Source organism: Xylanibacter ruminicola (assembly GCF_900142525.1).
In the GTDB taxonomy this organism is placed as follows: Bacteria; Bacteroidota; Bacteroidia; order Bacteroidales; family Bacteroidaceae; genus Prevotella; species Prevotella ruminicola_A.
Map to the genome: position 1 here is coordinate 82412 of NZ_FRBD01000015.1, position 21406 is coordinate 103817.

At 45.8% G+C, this 21406-nt stretch carries 13 protein-coding genes; 6 read left to right on the forward strand and 7 right to left on the reverse strand.

Annotated elements, in window-relative coordinates; translation table 11 throughout:
• Window positions 1-11: 11 nt before the first annotated feature.
• Window positions 12-1361 (reverse strand): BACON domain-containing protein, encoded by a 1350-nt coding sequence (locus BUB86_RS10590; protein WP_139261563.1) that lies wholly within the window; start codon window positions 1359-1361, stop codon window positions 12-14.
• 13 nt (window positions 1362-1374) lie between these two features.
• Window positions 1375-3018 (reverse strand): PEGA domain-containing protein, encoded by a 1644-nt coding sequence (locus BUB86_RS10595; RefSeq protein ID WP_073209285.1) that lies wholly within the window; start codon window positions 3016-3018, stop codon window positions 1375-1377.
• A gap of 667 nt (window positions 3019-3685) precedes the next feature.
• On the opposite strand from BUB86_RS10595, the gene BUB86_RS10600 reads away from it, so the two are divergent.
• The 3 genes from BUB86_RS10600 to BUB86_RS17670 all read left to right on the forward strand — a co-directional run bounded on the left by BUB86_RS10600 (window position 3686) and on the right by BUB86_RS17670 (window position 10931).
• Window positions 3686-10129 carry a leucine-rich repeat protein gene (locus BUB86_RS10600; protein ID WP_081373208.1) on the forward strand — a complete coding sequence of 2148 codons (6444 nt, stop codon included), beginning with the start codon at window positions 3686-3688 and terminating at the stop codon, window positions 10127-10129.
• A gap of 160 nt (window positions 10130-10289) precedes the next feature.
• A complete protein-coding gene (locus BUB86_RS10605) occupies window positions 10290-10784 on the forward strand; it encodes an HU family DNA-binding protein (protein WP_073209289.1) in 495 nt (164 codons plus the stop codon).
• Window positions 10785-10832: 48 nt separating this feature from the next.
• Complete coding sequence (locus BUB86_RS17670; protein ID WP_254795149.1) at window positions 10833-10931, forward strand: smalltalk protein; 99 nt, start codon at window positions 10833-10835, stop codon at window positions 10929-10931.
• Window positions 10932-11005: 74 nt separating this feature from the next.
• On the opposite strand, the gene BUB86_RS10610 is transcribed toward BUB86_RS17670, so the two are convergent.
• The 5 genes from BUB86_RS10610 to BUB86_RS10630 all read right to left on the reverse strand — a co-directional run bounded on the left by BUB86_RS10610 (window position 11006) and on the right by BUB86_RS10630 (window position 17327).
• The gene (locus BUB86_RS10610) at window positions 11006-11596 is read right to left on the reverse strand and encodes an AbgT family transporter (RefSeq protein ID WP_073209292.1); all 591 of its coding nucleotides are present in this window, start codon (window positions 11594-11596) and stop codon (window positions 11006-11008) included.
• Window positions 11586-12305 carry a DUF5932 domain-containing protein gene (locus tag BUB86_RS10615; RefSeq protein WP_073209294.1) on the reverse strand — a complete coding sequence of 240 codons (720 nt, stop codon included), beginning with the start codon at window positions 12303-12305 and terminating at the stop codon, window positions 11586-11588. Before BUB86_RS10615 ends, BUB86_RS10610 begins: the two co-directional genes overlap by 11 nt.
• Window positions 12287-15466, reverse strand: coding sequence for a DUF5112 domain-containing protein (locus tag BUB86_RS10620; RefSeq protein ID WP_073209297.1), 3180 nt, complete (start codon window positions 15464-15466; stop codon window positions 12287-12289). The genes BUB86_RS10615 and BUB86_RS10620 overlap by 19 nt, the downstream gene beginning before the upstream one ends.
• Before the next feature lie 157 nt (window positions 15467-15623).
• Window positions 15624-16292: a bifunctional 4-hydroxy-2-oxoglutarate aldolase/2-dehydro-3-deoxy-phosphogluconate aldolase gene (locus tag BUB86_RS10625; protein ID WP_073209299.1), complete on the reverse strand. Its 669-nt coding sequence runs from the start codon at window positions 16290-16292 to the stop codon at window positions 15624-15626.
• 12 nt (window positions 16293-16304) lie between these two features.
• Entirely contained in the window at window positions 16305-17327 is a 1023-nt protein-coding gene (locus tag BUB86_RS10630; protein WP_073209301.1) for a sugar kinase, read from the reverse strand.
• Window positions 17328-17529: 202 nt separating this feature from the next.
• Here BUB86_RS10630 and BUB86_RS10635 point away from each other — a divergent pair, with 202 nt between their 5' ends.
• From BUB86_RS10635 to BUB86_RS10645, 3 genes are read left to right on the forward strand one after another with little or no spacing between them, the layout of a single operon-like run.
• Window positions 17530-18597: a LacI family DNA-binding transcriptional regulator gene (locus tag BUB86_RS10635; protein WP_073209303.1), complete on the forward strand. Its 1068-nt coding sequence runs from the start codon at window positions 17530-17532 to the stop codon at window positions 18595-18597.
• A gap of 36 nt (window positions 18598-18633) precedes the next feature.
• The gene (locus BUB86_RS10640; RefSeq protein WP_073209304.1) at window positions 18634-20124 is read left to right on the forward strand and encodes a UxaA family hydrolase; all 1491 of its coding nucleotides are present in this window, start codon (window positions 18634-18636) and stop codon (window positions 20122-20124) included.
• The gene (locus BUB86_RS10645) at window positions 20125-21402 is read left to right on the forward strand and encodes a Na+/H+ antiporter NhaC family protein (protein WP_073209306.1); all 1278 of its coding nucleotides are present in this window, start codon (window positions 20125-20127) and stop codon (window positions 21400-21402) included. It abuts the gene before it with no gap.
• The last annotated feature ends 4 nt before the right edge of the window (window positions 21403-21406 follow it).

Consider the following 21406-nt stretch of genomic DNA (forward strand, 5'->3'; position numbering starts at 1 on the left):
AATCTATAACCTTAAAGCTTAGTTACAACCACTCTATTATTGCCTTCGTAACTAATATAAAGTTGGAATTTATAGCTGCCCGCCTCATCAATAATGAGGTTTTCACCATTCTGGACTAAATCATCAAAATGATGTCCATCCTCATTTGCACAGCCCCAATTGAAAAGCCAGTCATGATTCATACGGAACTTTAACTTGGTTGCATCTAAATTAAGTGTGGTCTCCCAACAACCGGCTTCTTTGTTATAGGTCATGTCAACGTCATTATCCCAACCACTGAATTCGCCAACAACACTTATGGCATCTACCTTTGTCAAGGTATAATTCATGGCTTGAGCATCCAGATTTATCTGATAGAATCCTTCACCTGGATTTGGACAGTCTTTTTCTCCAAAATATGTAAGTGTACCGCCAAGCGTGTTGCCTTCAATATACTCAAGGTCATCCACCCAATCCTCAGCATTTGGTTTGAACTTAAAATTGCCATTCAAATAGTAGTAGCCTATATACTTACCATTACCAGTAGAATCAAAGAGGCGATTATTATTGCTCCACCCACCATTTTCATCAACTACATAAAAATATGGTGCAAAATCAAATGACGTGACCTCATAAGTGTAATCCCGCATATTTATAATCACACGGATTTTCTTATGGCCTGCAGGGATAAAGAAAGCGGCATCATTGTCAGAGAGGTTGCTACGACTATCAAGAGAGCCCGATGTACCATTATTACCAGTGCCCGGTTTCGGAGCCAAAAGCAGAGACCAGTCGTTATTCTGAATAATCGCATCGCAGGCCTTATCATCACCAATAGCAAACCACGTATCCTCTTCAGCTGCATCTACAACAATAAAGAATACAGGATCTTCGTAAACATCCTTATTGCTATGGTTAAACTTAAGCGTTTTTTCAGTAGCCGTTAAAACCCAATCCTTAATACCTACTATATAATAATTATTAGAGATTTCTGCTGCAGCTGCCTGGTTTACTGTGATAGAAACTGTAGCATATTTTTTGTCTCCTAATATAATTGTTTCTGTACGAGTGTTAGGGGTAATGTTTCTTTCGGCAGCAATAGCTATAGTGCTGCTGCCACTAGCTGCATTAGAGGGGGATATGCTTATCCATGAGGGGACTGAAATTATCTCCCAGGCAAAATTAGCGTTAACATTAATATATATAGTTTCTCCACTTGCACTGAAGCTGAGAGTTGTTTCACTTGAAGTTATCTCTGGTGTTACTGCTGGGGGAGGCGTATTTGATGGAGGAGTTCCAAATGCCATATTACCCGGAAGATTGTCTTCAGTACATGATATAAACAAAATGCAAACAGCAAATAAATAAAATATCTTTCTCATAACAGTCTTGTTTCTAGAATCTTACATATAACCCTATTCGGAGATTGGCACCAGTTCCCCAGCCTTTAATCTTGCTGGAAACCTCTTCCAACTTTTTAAATACCTCTTTTTTACTTACTGCAAACTGACCTTCAGGAGCAAGACTTAGACCTACATTATTAGTGAAATCTATTTCCACCCTTACTCCTGCAGTAGCACAAGTTGCATTACTACCTACACCATCTCCACTCACATTCAAAACACCAGCACCTATCTGAGGTGTTATCCTGACAGACTCTCCAGCCTTGATTCCCCATCCCAGTTTACCTCCAAACATCATGCCGGAAATACTGGCTTCTGAAGTAGCAAGAGTACTTGTGTTGTACATGGGTACTGTTTCCTTTGCCATTGTCATTGTGGCATATGCTTCGATATTAAAACCAGAGATATAAGCACCTGCGTTGGCACCATATCCCATCATTGTTCCTACTTGAGCTGAAGCTTGTATATATCCACAACTTGTTGATGAAGCATTTGTTTGGTTGGCTACTTTAGTAGCCTTCTCTTTGGATCTTGCATTTTGTTTCCTCTTTAATATGGATTCCAATACAACATCTACCGTTGTTGTTTCGTTTTCCTTGATATTGAAGTACTGGCTCTTTGACTTATAGCCATCCATAGATATCGTTACAATGTGGTTGCCTATCATCTGATCGTTGATGTTCCGGGGAGTAACACCATAGTCTTTACCGTCAATAATGATATTACCACCAAGAGGGGTCGAAGTAATAGCCAAGGTTCCTGTCATAGGTGCAGGTGCACTCAACATAACGGTTTGATTATTACCATCCGTAACAGTGACATACTGAATAGTTGTATGGTGATTAGGCAGTCGGCATTCCACCTGGTAGTTGCCAGATTTGAGAATACCAACCCAAGTGCGCTTTCCTTTATACTCTCCATTAATATAGATATCTGCATCTGTATCAACGTTAAAAGTCATCTCTGCTGCATTTGATTTTAGATTTACTATTTCTTTTTGCGTCTTATTACGATCTGTCAGCGTGAGCCGTCCTTCCGACGTATGATAATTGTTTGCGATAATCTTATAAGTATACGTTCCCAATGGCAATGCCTTTGCCACTGAACCTGTTACATCAGTAGTGCCGAACATCTCCTCCTGAGAATTAGCATTGTTACTTTTGATAGTAACAACAGCTCCGGCATTGGCTGGAGTTACATTAAACTGAACCATCTGAGTATATACAACAGGTTTTGCTGCATTTAGCAACATAACATACACTTTTCCATCTTGTATAGTAGTCTTTAGATCGTACTTATTCAAAGTTGTATAACCATTTCGGCTAATGGTTACAAGTTTAGCGTTTTTCTGAACATAAACCCATAATTCATTATCGTGCTGCTCAACAATACTTTTCAGATTCCCGAAATTGAAGTTATACTCCATTAGATTGTCATCTGGGTTAGTAGAACTAACCTTGATTATGGCATATCTAAATCCGCTTCCATCAATCTTTTCATACACTTTGTTCTGAGGGGTTGTATCAAAAGGATCAAGTTCAAAACTTGAAACAGAGAACTTTAGCTTTTGTTGAGCCCCTGCTGAAATTGAGCCAAGTAAGACTATCAATAAGCCTAATAGTAATTTACGTTTCATCGGTTAATGAAATATTTTTAATATATAAAACAAAACGCATGTTACCACAACTATGATGACAAACAAGCGATGTTGCAAAAGTACATATTATTTTCGAAATAAGCAAGAAAAAAAAACAAATTTTTGTTGCGTCAGAAGAAATGAACATACATTTTGGCTAACTCGATAAGGCTGATTTCCTTGGAATCGGCCTTATTTTTTTGTACCTTTGCCGATGCAAACAAGTTGCATCAGCGAGTGAAGGCTGCGGCTCAGCATAGCTCGAGCGAGCTCGGCTCTGCATTCGCCTTGCACTTCACTTGCACATGTCAATCAGAGATGATGACTGCAAGCAGGAAACGCCTGCCCTAAGTAGTTATTAACGCAGTAGGGATGCAAAATAGCCGTGGCTCACCAACAAAAGCATAGCTTTCGCCCCCCGAAAGCATAGCTTTCATCCTGCGAAAGCTATGCTTTTATTTTTTCTACTAGCCTAACGCAATTGGCCCTGTAATTTTGTTGTTTCTATGCGCGCACGTAAAGAAATGTATCTTTTTACGAAAGAATTATAGTTAATTATTTGGAACTTACGGATAAAATTGTTAACTTTGCAAAGATTTTTAATATATTGTCTGCGATAAACCATACGCTTCGCGTATTCTAACTTGAAATAATAAAGGAATTTGATATGAAAAGGTTATTTGTATTGTTGAATGTGTGCTTTCTTCTGTCGATAGGCAGTGTGTATGCTGAGAAGAAGTACTATTATGCAAAAGTGACTGCGAGTGATGGTACAGTCCAGTGGTTGAAAATAGAAACAGAGTGGGATAGTAGATGGAGTCGCTATGATACTTGGAGTGCTGTTGGCTCTTCAAAAATAGAAGGAACTCTAGATCTGGATGAGATTTATACTGAGTACGGGGGAAGCGGGACAAAGAAAACCTTCTCAGAAATTGGTTCTGGTGCTTTCTTTGGTTTCTCTGGCTTGACAGCTGTAAAAGGTACATCAGTCAGGACGCTGAAGAATCAGGCATTTGATTATTGTTCATCGCTAATAAGCATTGACTTCCCTAATTTGCAGACAATTGAAGCATCATCGTTTGGACATTGTACGTCTTTGAAGTCATACACAATTCCTGCGAGTGTTACAAGTATTGATGGTGCTGCTTTTGTTGGTTGTACTAATTTAACCAGCTTATCAGTAAATCCGAATAACTATTATTTCAGTGCTGAGAATCAAATATTATATAACAAGAACAAAACAACTATTTGTGCATATCTTTCCAGTAGAAAAGATACGGCATACGTGGTTCCATCTACAGTAAGAACAATTGGAGAAAATGCGTTTTATTACAATAACTACTTAAAATCTGTTGTACTTTCTAACGGAGTTGGAACAATAGGTCGTTATGCATTTATAGGCTCAAAGATCCAATCTGTATATATACCTCAAAGTGTATCAACAATATTGTATGATGCCTTTTACTACTGCAATTCTTTGACAAGTGTTAAAGTGGCAAACCCGACACCAATTTCTTTAACTAGTTCTATTTTTAGTAGTACAAATACAATAACACTATATGTTCCTCAAGGTAGTAAAGAGGCATACGAGTCGGCCAACAATTGGAAGAATGCCTCGAATATAGTTGATTATTCTCCTTCTCCCACTATTCAGTTCGCCGATGCAAACGTGAAGAGTATCTGTGTTGCCAATTGGGACTATGACGGTGATGGAGAGTTGAGCGAAGAGGAAGCCCAGGAAATTAGGGAGATTGGAACGCAATTCCAAGGTAACACCAATATTAAATCGTTTAATGAACTTCAGTATTTTACAAATTTAAAGACGATTGGTACTACAGCTTTTTCCGGCTGTACGAATCTGACATCGTTTAAGGTTCCTGCCAGCCTTACAAAGATTGGGCAGAATGCTTTCCTGAACACAGCATGGCTTAATGCTCAGTCAGACGGATTGGTATATATTGGCAATGTGCTTTATACTTATAAAGGAACAATGCCTGCGAACACAAAGATCGTTGTTAAGGATGGAACGACTTGTATTTGCAACTATGCTTTTTCTAATCAGACAAACCTGATAGAAATAGAACTTCCTAATAGCCTTTTGTATATAGGCACAGAAGATACAAGTTTAGATGAGTACGGCTATGTATTCAACAATTGTACGGGACTGACAACTATTAAGATTCCTGCTGGTGTGAAGGATATTATCAGATATACTTTCCGAGGCAGTGGCCTAAAGACTGTGGAACTCCCGGAAGGACTGGAATCAATAGGTAACAGTTCGTTCCGTTCATGTACTTCATTGGAGTCTGTTGTTATTCCTGATAAGGTAAGAACCATCGGTAAGAACACGTTCCGCTCCTGTTCAAAACTCCAGCAGGTAACGATGCCCTCTTATCTGATGAGTGTTGCTTCAGATGCTTTTCGTGATTGTTATCAATTGCAACGTGTAGATATATCAAATTTAAGCGGTTGGTGTAATGTTGACTTTGCGGATTATAGAGCCAATCCGTTGACATTTGCCCACCATTTGTATTTGGATGGAAAAGAAGTGGTGGATTTTGAGACCGATTCATATTGTTTGTTGCCTTATTATGATACATATTATAACAAATGGTCATATGCTAATTATGATTGGGAAACCATAAAACCTCTTGTATTCTATGGCTGCCAAAGTATTAAGACTGTTTCTATTGGTAAGAATATTACTTCTATTGGTAATAATGCTTTCTATAATTGCACAGGGTTGAAGTCTGTTAAAACAGAAGGTGAGCCATTTACATTATCTACTTCTGCCTTCCCCACAAAGGCTAATGTTTCGCTTTATACTTCCCAATGGAGCTTAGAGCAGTTTCAACAGGCTCCTGTATGGCAGGATTTCAAGACTGTCAAGTCTTATCCTGATTTGGATGTCAATGAAGATGGAGAAGTCGATGTCTTAGACGTAGTTGACATTGTAAACTATACCAAAGGTCTGGTTACTTCTGACATGTTTGTTCACTTCCTGGCAGATTTTGATAATGATAAGAAAATTACCAAAACTGATGTTGAAAGGGTTGCCAAAGCAATTCCTACTACACAAAGATTCAGCGAGTTGCCTGCTACCGTAGGAGTTACTGATTGTGTTTCTGCTGGTAACATCAAGATTCGTACAGGAGAGACCAATACTGCAAGTATTAAGCTACAAAACACGACTGACGGTTTGGTTGGTTTCCAGATGGATATCACATTACCGGATGGTGTCAGCATTATTGAGAAAGATTGTAGGTTGAGTAATCGCGTAGCTGATACAGAACAAAAGCTACAGATTGGAAAACTCAGTGACAACACTTTCCGCCTGACGGCAACTTCGCTTGCATTACAGTCGTTTACGGAAAATGATGATGAACTGATCAATATCACTCTGAAAGCAACCGAGTTGTCGGATGGTGGTACAGTTAACATCAAGAATATCAGAATAGTGACCGACAATTCCGAACGTCTGATACTGGCTGATGCAGCTTTTGATATTCAGATAGTTGATATTACGCCTGCTATTGCTTTCCAAGATGAGAAAGCGAAAGCAATCTGCCTAACCAATTGGGATGTCAATGGCGATGGTGAACTAAGTATGTGGGAAGCGGCTAAGGTGGCAACTATCGGCACATTGTTTATGGGTAATACAGAAATCACCTCTTTCTATGAGTTGAAGCACTTTGTTGGATTGACAACCATTGACGAGAATGCCTTCTTGGGATGTTCAAATCTTGAGTCTGTTTCTATTCCCGAGAATATAGCAACCATAGGTGATAAAGCCTTCTCTGCTTGCAACAAGATTAAGAGAGTTTATGCATATATGCAAACTCCGCCAGCTATAGCAGAATCGACCTTTGCCAATTATGCTACGGCAACACTATATGTATGCCGCAACTGTAAGGATGTTTATGGCAATGCAAGCGTTTGGAATAACTTTAGCAATATTGCCGTGATGATGTTCAAAGAGGGTGCTGGCACAGAGGAAAGTCCGTATCTGCTGTTTGATCCTTCTGATTTCAAAAACCTGGCTACTGACGTTAATGCAGGAACCTCGTATGGTGGCAATTTCTTTAAGGTTGCCAAGAAAGAAATAGACTTCAGTGGCGTTTCTTATACGGCCATAGGAAAGGCAGGATACGACTCATATGGTAATGAGGCGCCCATAGCCTTCTCTGGCAATTTTGACGGTAATGGCGTTACTATCATGAATTTGTCGACAAACAAGGCTCTGTTTGGCTATATTGGCAAGAATGGTATAGTTGCTAATATTATTATTGATGAGAGTTGCAAGATTAATGGTAACACGAGTAATGTTGCAGGTATTGCTGGTTCAAATAAGGGAACTATTGATAATTGTATCAATAAGACTCCTGTTTCATCTACGAGTTATCATGTTGCAGGTATTTGTGGTGATAACATGGGTACTATTAGTAATTGCAAGAATTATGGTGCAATTACTTGCAATTCTGAGAATGGTATGGCAGGTGGTATTGCTGGTGATCTTGATGCTGGTAAAATACTGAATTGTGAAAACTATGGTAACGTTGTTTCTGACGGTTTCTGGATAGGAGGCATTGTAGGACTGATAACAGGACAGCCATGCTCTGTTAAGAATTGTCAGAATCAGGGCGATGTCACAGGTCGATACGACGTAGGCGGTATTTTCGGCTCTGTTTCATACATGTCGTCTACGATGATATGTGACAACATGGTTTCTGGTTGCACCATAAAAGGTACAAGAGATTCGGGTTCAGATAATAGAGCAGGTGTTATTGGCCCGTATATCGGATCAAGTACATGCTCGAATAATTTCTATTCTCATGATGTCGTACTTATTGTAGGAAACCAGACTTATGATGGCACAACTCCTCGTGGAACATGGGATAGCACTAATAGTATTCCTAAGGATGTCGCAGATAATTGTGCAGCGATGATTCTTCCGGATCCAGGAACAGAGAAAAGACCCTTCACCTGTGCTGAGGCTAATGCTTTTGTTGCTGGCCTGACGGCAGACACTCCGACGGAAACAGAGTTCTACGTCAAAGGTAAGGTAAGCAGGATGCAAGATAACTTCGGCTATCAGTGCGGCAATGCCACGTTCTATATTTCGGATGACGGGACAAAGAACGGCGAGTTCTACGTATATCATACCTTGTACTTCGATAAGCAGAATTATAATGGCGGTCGTGTGCCAAATCTTGGCGACGAAGTAGTGCTCTGTGGCAAACTCATCAATTATGAGGGTAATACGCCAGAAACTGTAAATGAGGAATGTCGCCTTATGTCCATCAATGGCAAGACGGTTGGAACGGCTCTTGAGGTTGGTGACCTCTTTGTGACCAAGACATCGGAGGACGTAGAGATGTTCTTCGTAGTTGATGAATCAGGTAAGTCCATGAGTAAGACAAGTGAGACAGGATGCTCTGTAGGCTATGCTGCGGCTAATAGGCCAGAGACATATACAAATCCTCCCTGTTGTATTGATGCCAATTATGCTGGAGTTGTCACGATACCCGCGACAGCGGAAGGATTCCCTATTCAGGCCATTGCTCCCTCTGCCTTTACGAACGCAAAACTGACATCTGTCACCATCCCTGCTACTGTATGGGATATCGAGGTATATGCTTTCAAGGATTGTCAGAATCTGGCTTCGGTAACGTTGCCTGAAGGTGTTATACTGAATAATGGCACATTCCAGAATTGTACGGCTCTTACGTCTATTGAACTTCCAAAGAATGTGCAACTATGGGCAAATGGAGCTATCTTCGGTGGCTGTACCAATTTGACTACCATCACGGTAAATGACGTAACACCTTACGACCTTCAGGGTAGCTACCTTGTTGACGACCCCAGTAAGGTGACGCTCTACGTCCCTTCTGGCTGCAAGGCTGCATACGAGGCTGCTGAATATTGGAATGAGTTTAAGATAATAGAGAAAGAAGCAAGCAAGGTTAAACTTAGCAGGACGAAAGCTATTATGCCGGTAGGTAAGACAGGAACTTTGAGGGCTACGGTCTATCCTACGACATTGGAAGATAAGAGCGTGACTTGGAAGAGTTCGAATAAGAAGGTTGCTACGGTGACAAGTACGGGCAAGGTGACTGCCGTCGGTGTTGGCACAGCCAAGATCACCTGTACCTCTGTGGCGACGGGTGCAAAGGCTACCTGTAAGGTGACTGTCGGAAAGGTTGACCTCAGCAAGTCAGAAGCAACAGTTCCAGTAGGCAAGTCTGGCACCTTGAAGGCTACGGTTTATCCTACAACATTGGAAGACAAGAGCGTGATCTGGAAGAGTTCCGATACAGAAGTTGCAACGGTGACAAGTAAAGGCAAGGTGAAGGCCGTTGGTGTAGGCACGGCCATCATCACTTGTACTTCTAATGCTACAGGCCTGAGTGCCACTTGCACATTGACGGTAGGAAAGGTTGACCTCAGCAAGACGGAAGCAACAGTTGCGGTAGGCAAGTCTGGTACTTTGAAGGCTACTGTCTATCCCGAGACATTGGCAGACAAGAGCGTGACCTGGAAGAGTTCTGATACAGAGGTTGCCACGGTGACAAGTAAGGGCAAAGTGAAGGCCGTTGGTGTAGGTACTGCCATCATCACTTGTACTTCTAAGGCTACAGGTCTGAGTGCCACCTGCACATTGACCGTCGGAAAGGTAGTCCTCAGCAAGACGAAAGCTACTGTTTCGGTAGGTAAGTCCGGTACTTTGAAGGCTACGGTCTATCCTGAGACATTGGAAGACAAGAGCGTAACCTGGAAGAGCTCGAATAAGAAGGTTGCCACGGTGACAAGTAAGGGCAAGGTGACTGCCGTCGGTGCAGGCACTGCCATCATCACTTGTACTTCTAATGCTACAGGTCTGAGTGCCACTTGTACATTGACCGTAACAGCCCGCGTAGCCGCTACGCGCTCAATGTTTGGAGATGAAGACGAGATGACAGGCTTAGAGGATATGGATACGCAGTCTGATACCCCAGAGCCGTTTGACGTCTATGATCTGAGTGGCCGCAAGGTTCGTCATCAAGTAACCTCACTCGATGGCCTGCCTAATGGTATTTACATTGTCAACGGGCAGAAAGTGCTGAAGAAGTAATTTGGCTAACTGCTAGAGGCGGATTTTCTTGGAATCCGCCTTATTTTTTTGTACCTTTGCAGTGCATTTGAGAAATGATGCTGCAAGCAGGAAACGCCTGCCCTAAGTAGTTATTAACGCAGTAGGGATGCAAATCCCGAGTAAAAGAAAGGAGGAGATTATGGCAGTATTGTACCGATTATCTCAGAACAAGATGAAGGACTCATCGGCTCATGGCAAGTGGTTCGCACAGGCAGCAATGACTGGCACCGTGGACACCGACGCTCTGGCTGAGATCATGCAGCGAAACTGTACCGTGAAGAAGAGCGATATTCTGGCGGTTATCAGCGAACTGATCGAAACGATGCAGGATCAGCTGCAGAACTCAAAACGAGTGAAACTGAACGGATTCGGAGCCTTTAAGATCGGCATCGAAAACGCTAAAGGCGGTGCACAGACGGCAGCCGAGTTCAGCGCCAGCAAGAACATCAAAGGCTTGCACGTGCTGTTTCAGCCCGAGGTGAAGACCGACTCTACCGGTCAGCGTCGAAAGGCCTTCATCAGCGGTTGTACCGTTCAGGAGGCACCTAAGAACAACGTGGACACCACGAAGCCCGCTGAGGATGCTGAGGACGACGGCCCAACTGGAGGCTACACCCCTAACCCCGGGGATTAAGTAATTAAAAACAAGTAAATTAATTAAAGAAAGGAGGAAAAGAAGATGATGAAGAACTGGAGGACGATCGTTAAGATCGTAGTGGCGGTGCTCTCGGCCTTGTTAGGCGCGGCAGGAGCAACTGCCTGCGGAGTACAACTCGGCTGAAAGCCGCTTGGCTCGTCCAAGAACTCTGCGAACACAAATCAAGGTCTGTCGTAATGACAGGCCTTTTTTTAAGGTTAGAACATAAACACAAAACGGAGGGAGGCGTAGAACTGGATGGCCAGGATGTAGACCACGATGAGCGAGGCGCCCTGGCGGATGCCGTAGGAGAGGATACTAAGGATATCCTCTCCTGTTTTTTTATGACCAGACATCATGCCGTAGACTACCGAGAACAGGGTAACGCCAAAGCATACGATTGGCAGGATACTACGACTGAAGGCTGACGGGAACAGACTGCCCTTAACAGACAGCAGTATGGCGTGAGGCGTGAGTGTGAGCAGACAGATAACGATGGCATACAGAACCAGGAAAAAGCCAGCCACACGTAATGCCAAACGGTTGCGATAAGAGGTGTCGCCTCGGCTTCTGAACAGGCTCACTACCCCACTCTGCTGCAAGCTTCCACCAGCTATGAGCAACAGCAACAGCCATGCCAGCAAGGGACTTGCTACGATGTTGGAGAACCCGCCTACAAACCAGCGGATTCCCTCGGACGACAGCATAGAGCGCACACCATCAAGGCGCATGGCCGACAACAGCCACGACACGATGACCAGCACACTCTGAGCCACCAGAAGTCCCACGCACAACCGGCTACTCTTCATCGGCTTCCAAATTATCGATATCCAATACTCTGAGCTCTAAGGCGCGAACCACCAGACGAGTGGCATTGACACCGCTGGTGCCCTCGGGGAAGAGCTTCTGGATGAGCTCGTTCTGGCGCTTCTCCAGACTTTTTACGCCGAACGGCATGCCGCGCAGACCTGTAATCTGCTCCTTGGTATAGCCAAGAGCCAGATGGCGCAGGAAACGCTCGTCGTACTCGTCGATCTCGTAGTTAACCACGGCCTCCTGTTTCACCAGTTCGCCACTCACGGCACGTTTGAAGCGCTCAACAATCTTCTCGAGGATAGGCTCGTTGAACACCAGCTGCTTGCCGTCCATCACAGCCGACACATCGCGGCGTGTGAGCAACTCACCGGTCTTCAGGATGATACCGTCGGCACCTGCATCGAGCACGTCGACCCACAACTTCTCGTTCAGGATCTCGCCTGTAAAAATCAGCACTTTCACGTCGGGATGCAGCTCCTTGGTGTGGCGACAAATCTCTACACCCACGGTGGTAGAGCCGCCCAGACCCAAATCGAGCAGCACCAGATCGGGTATCTGCTGCTTAATCAGTTTCCAGTAGGCTTGCTCGTTCTCGGCAGTACCGATGACCTCAGCCTCGGGGATATCATTCTTTACAATGCCCAGTGTGCCTTTAAGCTCCAGGGGCACATCTTCTACTATTATTACTTTGAAATTTTCCATACGCTTGGTAGTGTTATAATCATAAATGTTGTGTTATCTTGAATCGTGGCATATATGCCGCATCCGCGACGGTTGGTAGCCTCGCCCAGGTCGCGTACTATCTGGCGACAGAGCAGGTAAGGCAGATGATCCTTCGACGGGGTGAACAGCTCGGCAGCCTGCGTATCTGTAAGTTTCAGCTCAGGCATAGGCACGCGTACCTCGATATATCCGCCATCGCGCTTGGTATATTCGGGCTGCAGCTTCTGACCGGCCATCTTTCGGAGTATGTCGAACAGATAGCGCACCAGCGTTTCATCGCCCAGGATATCATGGTGCAGCGGCTTGAGATGCAGGCGGGTGCGCTCTGTCTGCTTCAGAGCCTGCTCGCTCAGCACGCCATAGAGTTCGCGATAGTAGGTGGTTACCTCGCTAAGCGACTCCATATCGCCGCTATCAAGCAGCTGCTGGATGCGCGAGGGGTAATACATCGTCTCGTGCTTGAGTGCCGACAGACAGTTGTCGAGCACGGCATTCGACACATGCAGGTTGCTATCGTCGAGTTCGGCACGGCGCAAGTCGTCGTCGAGCAGTTCCAAGTCGGTGATTCGTTGCTGTTCGCGCATAAACCGCTCGTACAGGCGGTGGCGATAATACAGCAGGTAATAGGCCGGAATGATGGAGATAAACAGCAGTACGCAGAGAATAATGGCTATCGTGGTGTTGGTTTGCGACTGCTGCATGGTGGCGCAGTATTCGCCCAGTGTATTATCGGCCGACATCTCCTTAAAGAGCTGCGTGTATATCTTGTTGTTGTAGCTATATAGCTGCCACTGGTGCAAGGCCAGAGCGGCTACAGCACTCTCGTTACGAATGTCGAGAACGATGTGATAATTGGTCTTGATACTATCGTGGAACCACTTGATTTCGGGTGGCATCAGCGATGGATTGCCCAGCTGACGCATCAGATATCGGCCATGTGGCTCTTGCTCCAGATAGTGCTTATTCAGGTAATAACGGCACAAATCGGCAAACTGCAGCGTCTTCTCGTACTCGCCATTGATATTGCAGAAGTAGGCGCTATCGGAGTAGATGCTGGCCATGCCAAGAGCGTCGATCTTATCGGGCTGAGCCGAGGCAGTGAATAGTGAACAGTGAATAGTGAATAACAGGACGATGGTGCGGGCGATGCCTTTAGGCAGCCTGAAAAACAGCTTAGAGCCCTTGTTCAGGGTGCTGGTGGCACCGATATGGCAAACACCGAATATCTGACTGATTTTGCGATACTTCTCGATAATGCCTTTGCAGTTAAGCAGGCCGAAGCCATGACCGCCTTCTATCTTGTGGTCGAACAGATGCTCTAACTGATTGCTGGTCATGCCACGTCCGGTATCCTCGACAGAAATCTCTACATAGTCTTTGCATACCTGAGCCGATACATCTACCCTACCGTCTTTTTCGGTAAACTTACGTGCGTTATCGGCCAGCGTATTGAGCATAAACAGCGTCAGCACCTTGTCGGCTTTCACTACGGCATCGGTAGGCTCTACATGCAGCTCAACGCCCTTCATCTGGAACGACTTCTTGCCTTTGGCCAGCACATCGAACAGAGGCTGCAGCTGGAAGCTCTCGATATGCAGACTGAGCTCGCCCTGACGCAGCTGAATCCAGTAGGTAAGCACATCGTTATACTCGTTGATCTGGTCGATGAGCTCACGGATATAAGTCATTCGCTCCTCACGGTTATGATCGTCAAGTCGGTCGACCTCGTGAATCATACGGTCGATGAATGGCGTGATGTTGCACACGAGCGAGACTTTGGCTCGCTGCTCCAGATTCTTGCGCTCATTATTCTCTACCTGCAGCAGCTTGACAGCCAGTTGCTCGCTCTTCTGCTCATAGAGGTTGTCGGGTTCCTCGGTTTTCGACTGTTTCTTGTTCAGGTGGTTGAACAGCCACAGCGAGAACAGCAGCAGTACAATGGCCAGAACCACGGCTATAAGCATGAGGTTGAGCTGATTAAGCTGCTTCTCGTACTGATAGGCACGCGCCTCAAGCTGACGGTCCTGACGGGTTGTCTCCTGCAGGTCGAGATACATATTGCGGTTCTGATCGCTCTGCACCTTATTATCCATAGCGGCATAGGCCACGCTGAGCTGCTCGCGGATGGATGCCACCAGATCGGGGGCCTGATTGATGATGCTATCAGACAAAGCCTGCTCCAGATTATAGAGTGCCGACTGGTAATCGCCTATCTGACGATAGCACGACGCCAACGTACGGTAGGCACCAGCTATCTGATACACATCGCCATAACGCTCAAATATCTCCAAAGCGTTCTCGGCCAGGAATCCAGGCAGCATCTCCTCGTCTACCCCCACGGGATTGATGAACTTCATGGCAGGCAGATTATCGTCAACCAATTGCTGACGGTATTCAGGATCCATCAGATGCTCTGACAGGGCCTCAAGGGCCTGACCGGCAAAGAAGGCGTATCCGCCTTTACGGGCCGTGAGGAAACAGCGCATCAACTTGTCGAACTCCTGCTGGTTTATCTCCTGCTGGGAGCCATGGGTAATGATGCCGCCAGCACCTATGTTATACAGGTAGTTAAGATATTGTGCGCTATCCTTCTGAACCTCGCTCTCGTTGATGGCTGAAAGCGCCTTGATGGATTGCTGCTCAAGACCCACATAATAGTAATAGGTGGAGTTGACGATGGCATATTCTGTTTCGGCGTAGAGCAACTGGCGCAAATCGCGCTCGTTTAGCTGCTCTCGCTCTTCGTTTATTCTGCTCAATGTGCGATTGGCCATCTCACGATATTCGTGGAATTCGCGATTCCTTGAACGTCGCTGGCACAAGCGCATCTGCTGTACATAGCTTATCAGCTGTTGTATCTGATTATCAGTGGTTTCTACGGCTTCGTTCAACTGTTTCTCAGCGTCGATATAGCGCATCCTGACGATGTTGACGAAGGCCATATTGTTGAGTGCCTCAGCCTTACCTGCCGGATAATTCTCGGCCAACTGGTAAGCCCGTTTGGCAATGTTTTCGGTAGAATCGATGTTGCGATAGTGATAGGCATAGGATTGAGAGTTCAGCTTGTCCACCGTTTGCCTATCAGGGTGCGAACAGGCTGAGAAAAGTATGGTTATGAGGATGAGTAGTTGATATTTCATAAATTGAGTAATGTAAAGGAATGGAAAGGAATAAAAGGGAATAAAAAGGAAGTTAAAGGGACGTATGTTCTGCGACTTCATCAAGGGTTGGGGTAATGTCCCTTTCACTTCCCTTTCACTTCCCTTTCACTTCCCTTTCACTTCCTTTAAAATCCCTTTAACTTCTGGCGGTAGCTATATAACCGAGTGCTTCTTTGCACTTATCGGTAACGTACTGCCAGTCGCCAGCCTTTACCTTATCGCCAGGGAAGAGCTTAGAGCCCATACCTACGCAGTAAACACCAGCCTTGAACCACTTAGTGAGGTTCTCCTCCTCGGGAGCTACACCGCCAGTAACCATGATCTTTGACCAAGGCATTGGAGCCTTCAGGCCCTTCACCATGTTTGGACCAACTACATCGCCAGGGAACACCTTAGTGAGGTCGCAGCCCAACTCCTGAGCCTTACCAATCTCGCTAACAGTCATACAACCTGGGCAGTATGGAACCAATCGGCGGTTGCATACAGGAGCAATCTCAGGGTTGAACAGAGGACCAACCACAAAGCAGGCACCCAACTGCAGATACATAGCTGCTGTAGGAGCATCGACTACTGATCCGATACCAAGAGCCAGCTCGGGGCACTCCTTATCGGCCCACTTTACCAACTCACCAAATACCTCCTGAGCAAAGTCGCCACGGTTAGTGAACTCGAATGCGCGCACACCACCCTCGTAGCAAGCCTTTACCACATTCTTACATGTCTCAAGATCCTTATTATAGAAGACGGGCACCATACCGGTATCACCGATCTTCTTCATAACTGCTAATTTATCAAATTTTGCCATAATCCTTATTTATTAGCGCTGAACGCGACCATTAGCATTACCACCGGCAAGAGCCTCAACCTCTTCGACAGATACCAGGTTGAAGTCGCCATTGATAGTGTGCTTGAGTGCAGAAGCTGCAACAGCAAACTCCAGAGCCTCGCCCTGAGTAGCCTTTGTGAGCAGACCGTGAATCAAACCACCTGAGAATGAGTCGCCACCACCAACACGGTCGATGATAGGATTAATCTCGTAGCGCTTGCTCTGGTAGAACTCCTTACCATCGTAGATAAGAGCCTTCCAGCCGTTGAAGGTAGCGCTGTAGCTCTCACGCAGTGTAGAAACCACATACTTGAAGCCAAACTCCTGCATCATCTGCTTGAAAATACCCTCGTAACCGGCAGCATCAGTCTGTCCACCCTCTACATCAGCATCGGGTTTGAAACCAAGACAGAGTTCTGCATCCTCCTCATTTCCGATACAAACGTCAACGTATTTCATCAATGGGCGCATAATGCTGATAGCCTTCTCGCTGGTCCAAAGCTTCTTGCGGAAGTTCAGGTCGACAGATACGGTTACACCATGACGCTTAGCAGCCTCGCAAGCCAACTTGGTGAGCTCGGCAGCCTTGTCGCTGATAGCTGGTGTAATGCCACTCCAGTGGAACCAGGCAGCACCTTCCATAATCTTATCGAAGTCGAAATCCTCAGGATTAGCCTCGGCAATTGATGAGTGTGCACGGTCGTAGATAACCTTTGAAGGACGCATTGAAGCGCCTGTCTCAGCATAGTACAGACCTACACGATCGCCACCACGAGCCACAAACTCTGTGTTAACACCATAACGGCGCAGAGCGTTAACAGCAATCTGTCCGATTTCGTGCTTAGGCAGCTTTGAAACAAAGTAAGCCTGATGTCCGTAGTTAGCCACGCTGATTGCTACATTAGCCTCACCACCACCAGGGATGATGCGGAAAGATTCACTCTGAATGAAACGGTCGTTGCCCTGAGGCGACAGGCGAAGCATAATCTCGCCCAAAGTTACAATTTTTGCCATTGCTTTGTTTGATTTTTTTGAATTATTTCTTTTTCCTTTTGTTCGTTTGTGTGGCAAAGATACGTAGATTTTTCGAGCCGAGCAAATTTTTACGCAATTTTCTCAGATAAATCTTACGGAAACGATTTCGAAGCAATTATTTACATAAGATGTTTGGTGAATCAAAAAAAAAGTGTACCTTTGCCAAAAATTTGTTAGAATTATGGCCAAGGAGAATATTACTATTAAGGATATTGCGGCACGTGCTGGAGTGTCGACTGGTACTGTAGACCGTGTTCTGCATAACCGCCCTAATGTGTCGAAAGCTGCTCTCGAGAAGGTTAACAAGGCCCTCGAGGAAATGGATTATCGCCCTAACATGTACGCGAGCGCGCTAGCGTATAATAAAGAATATCAGTTCTATCTGGTACTGCCCAAGCACGAGCAGGAGGCATACTGGGACGAGATTGAAGAGGGTGCTTTGGCTTGTACGGAGTTCCGTCGTGATTTCGGCATCAAGCTCAAATTCATTTATTATGAGCGATTTAATCCTCCCGCATTCACCAAGATGGCGCGTGAACTGTTCTCGGCCAAGATAGATGGTGTGATCATGGTGCCATCGACACTGGAACAGACACAGCTTTTCACAGCGAAACTGACAGAACGTAATATCCCATACGTATTACTCGACTCGTATATGCCTGACCTGAAACCACTATCGTTCTTCGGACAGGACTCTTTTGCCAGCGGCTATTTTGCAGCAAAGATGCTCATGCTGATTGCTAACAAAGAAAAAGAGATTGCCCTGATGAAGCAGACGCGCGACGGTATCGTGGGATCAAAGCAGCAGGCTAACCGTGAAACAGGTTTCCGTCATTATATGGTAGACCACTTTCCACAAATCAAGATTACCGAGGTAGACCTGCCTCTGGACGAGGATCACAAGGATTACGACGGTATTCTGGAGAAATTCTTCACAAGTCATCCTCAGGTGCATCATTGCATCACATTCAATTCAAAAGCTCACATTGTAGGCGATTTCCTGTTCCGCAGCAATCGTCGTAACGTGCAGATCATGGGTTACGATATGGTGGCTAAGAACGAGGCTTGCGTGCGTAATGGCAGCATATCGTTCCTTATTGCGCAGCATGCTTACCAACAGGGTTATGCCAGTGTTGACGCGCTGTTTAACGCCATCGTGATGAAGCGTGCCGTTAACCCCGTTAACTACATGCCTATCGAGATACTGACAAAGGAGAACGTAGATTTCTATCGCAGAACAGCGATTTAGATTTTAGATTAAACATTAAATAATATAAAAGGAAAAATGCAAGCTACTTTTTTAAAGATTAATCCGGCTGACTCGGTTGTAGTCTGCCTTGAGCCCAAGAAGAAGGGCGATGTTATTGAAATTGATGGCAAAACCATCACAGTGAATCAGGATACTCCAGCAGGCCACAAGGTACTTATTAAGGACGTGGCCGAGGGTGAGAACATTATTAAATACGGCTACCCTATCGGACATGCTATGACAGCTCTCAAAGCCGGTGATTGGGTAAACGAGAATAATCTGAAGACCAATCTGTCGGGCACACTCGAGTACACATATAATCCTGTGTCTGAGCCACTTAAGATAGGTAAAGAGAACCGTACCTTTAAGGGATATATTCGTAAGAATGGCGACGTAGGCATTCGCAACGAGGTTTGGATTGTGCCTACCGTGGGCTGTGTGAACGGCATCGCCGAGCGCCTGGTTAAGCAACTGCAAAAAGAAACCAATTGCGAAGGAGTAGACAACATCTACGCCTGGCATCACAATTACGGATGCTCACAGCTCAGTGAGGATCACGAGAACACCCGTAAGGTGCTTCGCGACATCTGTCTGCACCCCAATGCTGGTGCCGTACTGGTACTCAGTCTGGGATGCGAGAACAACCAGCCAGAGGACTTTATGGCTATGCTGGGCGACTATGACAAGGACCGTATTAAACTGCTTGTTACCCAGCGTGTAGACGACGAGATGGAGGCAGGCATGCAGATGCTGCGCCAGCTATACGATATAGCATCGAAAGACGAACGCACCGAAGTGCCCGTTAGCAAGCTGCGTGTGGGATTGAAGTGCGGCGGTAGCGATGGATTTAGTGGTATCACCGCTAATCCGCTTGTGGGCGAATTCAGCGACTGGCTGGTGGCTCAGGGCGGCACATCGGTACTAACAGAGGTTCCTGAGATGTTTGGTGCAGAGACCATTCTGATGAACCGTTGTACCAGCGAAGAGCTGTTTAACCAGACTGTTTCGATGGTAAACAACTTCAAGAACTATTTCCTGAGTCACGGCGAGCCCGTGGGCGAGAACCCAAGTCCAGGTAACAAGGCCGGTGGAATCTCTACACTTGAGGATAAGGCGCTGGGCTGCACCCAGAAGTGCGGTAAGGCTCCTGTTAGCGGCGTAATGGAATATGGCGACCGCCTGCAGAATTCAGGCTTGAATCTGCTTTCGGCTCCTGGCAATGATCTTGTGGCTTCTACTGCCCTAGCCTCTTGCGGATGCCATCTGGTGCTGTTCACCACAGGACGTGGTACACCTTTCGGCACATTCGTTCCAACCATGAAGATTGCTACGAATCCCGATTTGGCACGTCGCAAGTCAAACTGGATTGATTTCTCGGCAGGTCAACTCATCGAGGGTCGCACCATGCAGGAGCTGGTTCCAGAATTCATCGACAAGGTATTGGCTGTAGCTAGCGGCGAACCCGCCAAGAACGAGGTTAACGACTATCGCGAAATATCAATATTCAAAAACGGAGTAACGCTATAAATGAAGAAAGGTATCACAGCATTATCACCCATCATAGTCTTTGTACTATTCTATTTAGTCACCAGCATTATCGCCGGTGACTTTTATAAAATCCCCATCACGGTGGCTTTTATGGTATCAAGCATCTACGCCATTATCATATTCAGAGACAGGCCCTTGATGCAGCGTATCAACAGCTACAGCCGTGGTGCGGCTACCGAACAGATGATGCTGATGATATGGATATTTGTGCTTGCAGGCGCTTTTGCTCACTCAGCAAAGAGCATGGGCAGCATCGACGCCACCGTTAATCTAGCACTCAGTTTTCTGCCTGCACAGATGATTTTTGCAGGTATGTTTCTTGCAGCATGTTTCATCTCACTGAGCATAGGTACCAGCGTGGGTACTATTGCTGCGCTTACACCTATAGCAGTGGGATTGGCTCAAGAAACCGGTACCGACTTGGCCATGATGACAGCTATCATCGTAGGAGGATCACTGTTTGGCGATAACCTATCGTTTATATCCGATACCACCATTATGGCAACTCAGACTCAAGGATGCCGACTAAGTGATAAATTCAGGGTGAACAGCTTTTTAGTATTCCCTGCTGCCATCGTAATCCTAGTGGTTTACGTATTCCTTGGTCAGGGCACACATGCTCCTCAGCAGATAGGCCCTGTAGAATGGATTAAGGTAGTGCCCTATATCACCGTACTTGTTACAGCCATCTGTGGCATGAACGTGATGGCAGTGCTCACGCTGGGCATCATACTCTGCGGTATTATCGGACTTAGCACAGGCAGTTTCCAGGATGTGTATCAGTGGTTTGGTGCTATGGGCGACGGTATCATGAGTATGGGTGAGCTAATCATTGTGACAATGATGGCTGGCGGCATGCTAGAACTCATCAAGCAACAAGGCGGCATCGACTTCATTATTCGTCAGCTAACACGCCGTGTCAGCAGCAAGCGTGGTGCCGAACTCAGCATAGCCGCCCTGGTATCGCTGGTAGATATGTGTACCGCCAATAACACGGTGGCTATACTTACCGTAGGCGACATATCAAAACAGATAGGCGACCGATACGGCGTTGATAATAAGAAGTGTGCGTCTATTCTCGACACCTTCTCATGCTTTGTTCAGGGCATCATCCCCTACGGTGCACAGTTACTGATTGCAGCAGGATTGGCAGCTATCAGCCCCGTATCAATGCTACCATACATATATTATGCGTATGCACTGGGATTGGCGGCTCTGCTGGCCATTCTATTCCGTTACCCCAAACGCTACTCTTAAAGAC

What these genes read in the sequence shown, in the direction of transcription:
- BUB86_RS10590 (WP_139261563.1), bottom strand. Translation starts at nt 1,361, where the DNA reads ATGAGAAAGATATTTTATTTATTTGCTGTTTGCATTTTGTTTATATCA.
- BUB86_RS10595 (WP_073209285.1), bottom strand. Translation starts at nt 3,018, where the DNA reads ATGAAACGTAAATTACTATTAGGCTTATTGATAGTCTTACTTGGCTCA.
- BUB86_RS10600 (WP_081373208.1), top strand. Translation starts at nt 3,686, where the DNA reads ATGAAAAGGTTATTTGTATTGTTGAATGTGTGCTTTCTTCTGTCGATA.
- BUB86_RS10605 (WP_073209289.1), top strand. Translation starts at nt 10,290, where the DNA reads ATGGCAGTATTGTACCGATTATCTCAGAACAAGATGAAGGACTCATCG.
- BUB86_RS17670 (WP_254795149.1), top strand. Translation starts at nt 10,833, where the DNA reads ATGAAGAACTGGAGGACGATCGTTAAGATCGTAGTGGCGGTGCTCTCG.
- BUB86_RS10610 (WP_073209292.1), bottom strand. Translation starts at nt 11,596, where the DNA reads ATGAAGAGTAGCCGGTTGTGCGTGGGACTTCTGGTGGCTCAGAGTGTG.
- BUB86_RS10615 (WP_073209294.1), bottom strand. Translation starts at nt 12,305, where the DNA reads ATGGAAAATTTCAAAGTAATAATAGTAGAAGATGTGCCCCTGGAGCTT.
- BUB86_RS10620 (WP_073209297.1), bottom strand. Translation starts at nt 15,466, where the DNA reads ATGAAATATCAACTACTCATCCTCATAACCATACTTTTCTCAGCCTGT.
- BUB86_RS10625 (WP_073209299.1), bottom strand. Translation starts at nt 16,292, where the DNA reads ATGGCAAAATTTGATAAATTAGCAGTTATGAAGAAGATCGGTGATACC.
- BUB86_RS10630 (WP_073209301.1), bottom strand. Translation starts at nt 17,327, where the DNA reads ATGGCAAAAATTGTAACTTTGGGCGAGATTATGCTTCGCCTGTCGCCT.
- BUB86_RS10635 (WP_073209303.1), top strand. Translation starts at nt 17,530, where the DNA reads ATGGCCAAGGAGAATATTACTATTAAGGATATTGCGGCACGTGCTGGA.
- BUB86_RS10640 (WP_073209304.1), top strand. Translation starts at nt 18,634, where the DNA reads ATGCAAGCTACTTTTTTAAAGATTAATCCGGCTGACTCGGTTGTAGTC.
- BUB86_RS10645 (WP_073209306.1), top strand. Translation starts at nt 20,125, where the DNA reads ATGAAGAAAGGTATCACAGCATTATCACCCATCATAGTCTTTGTACTA.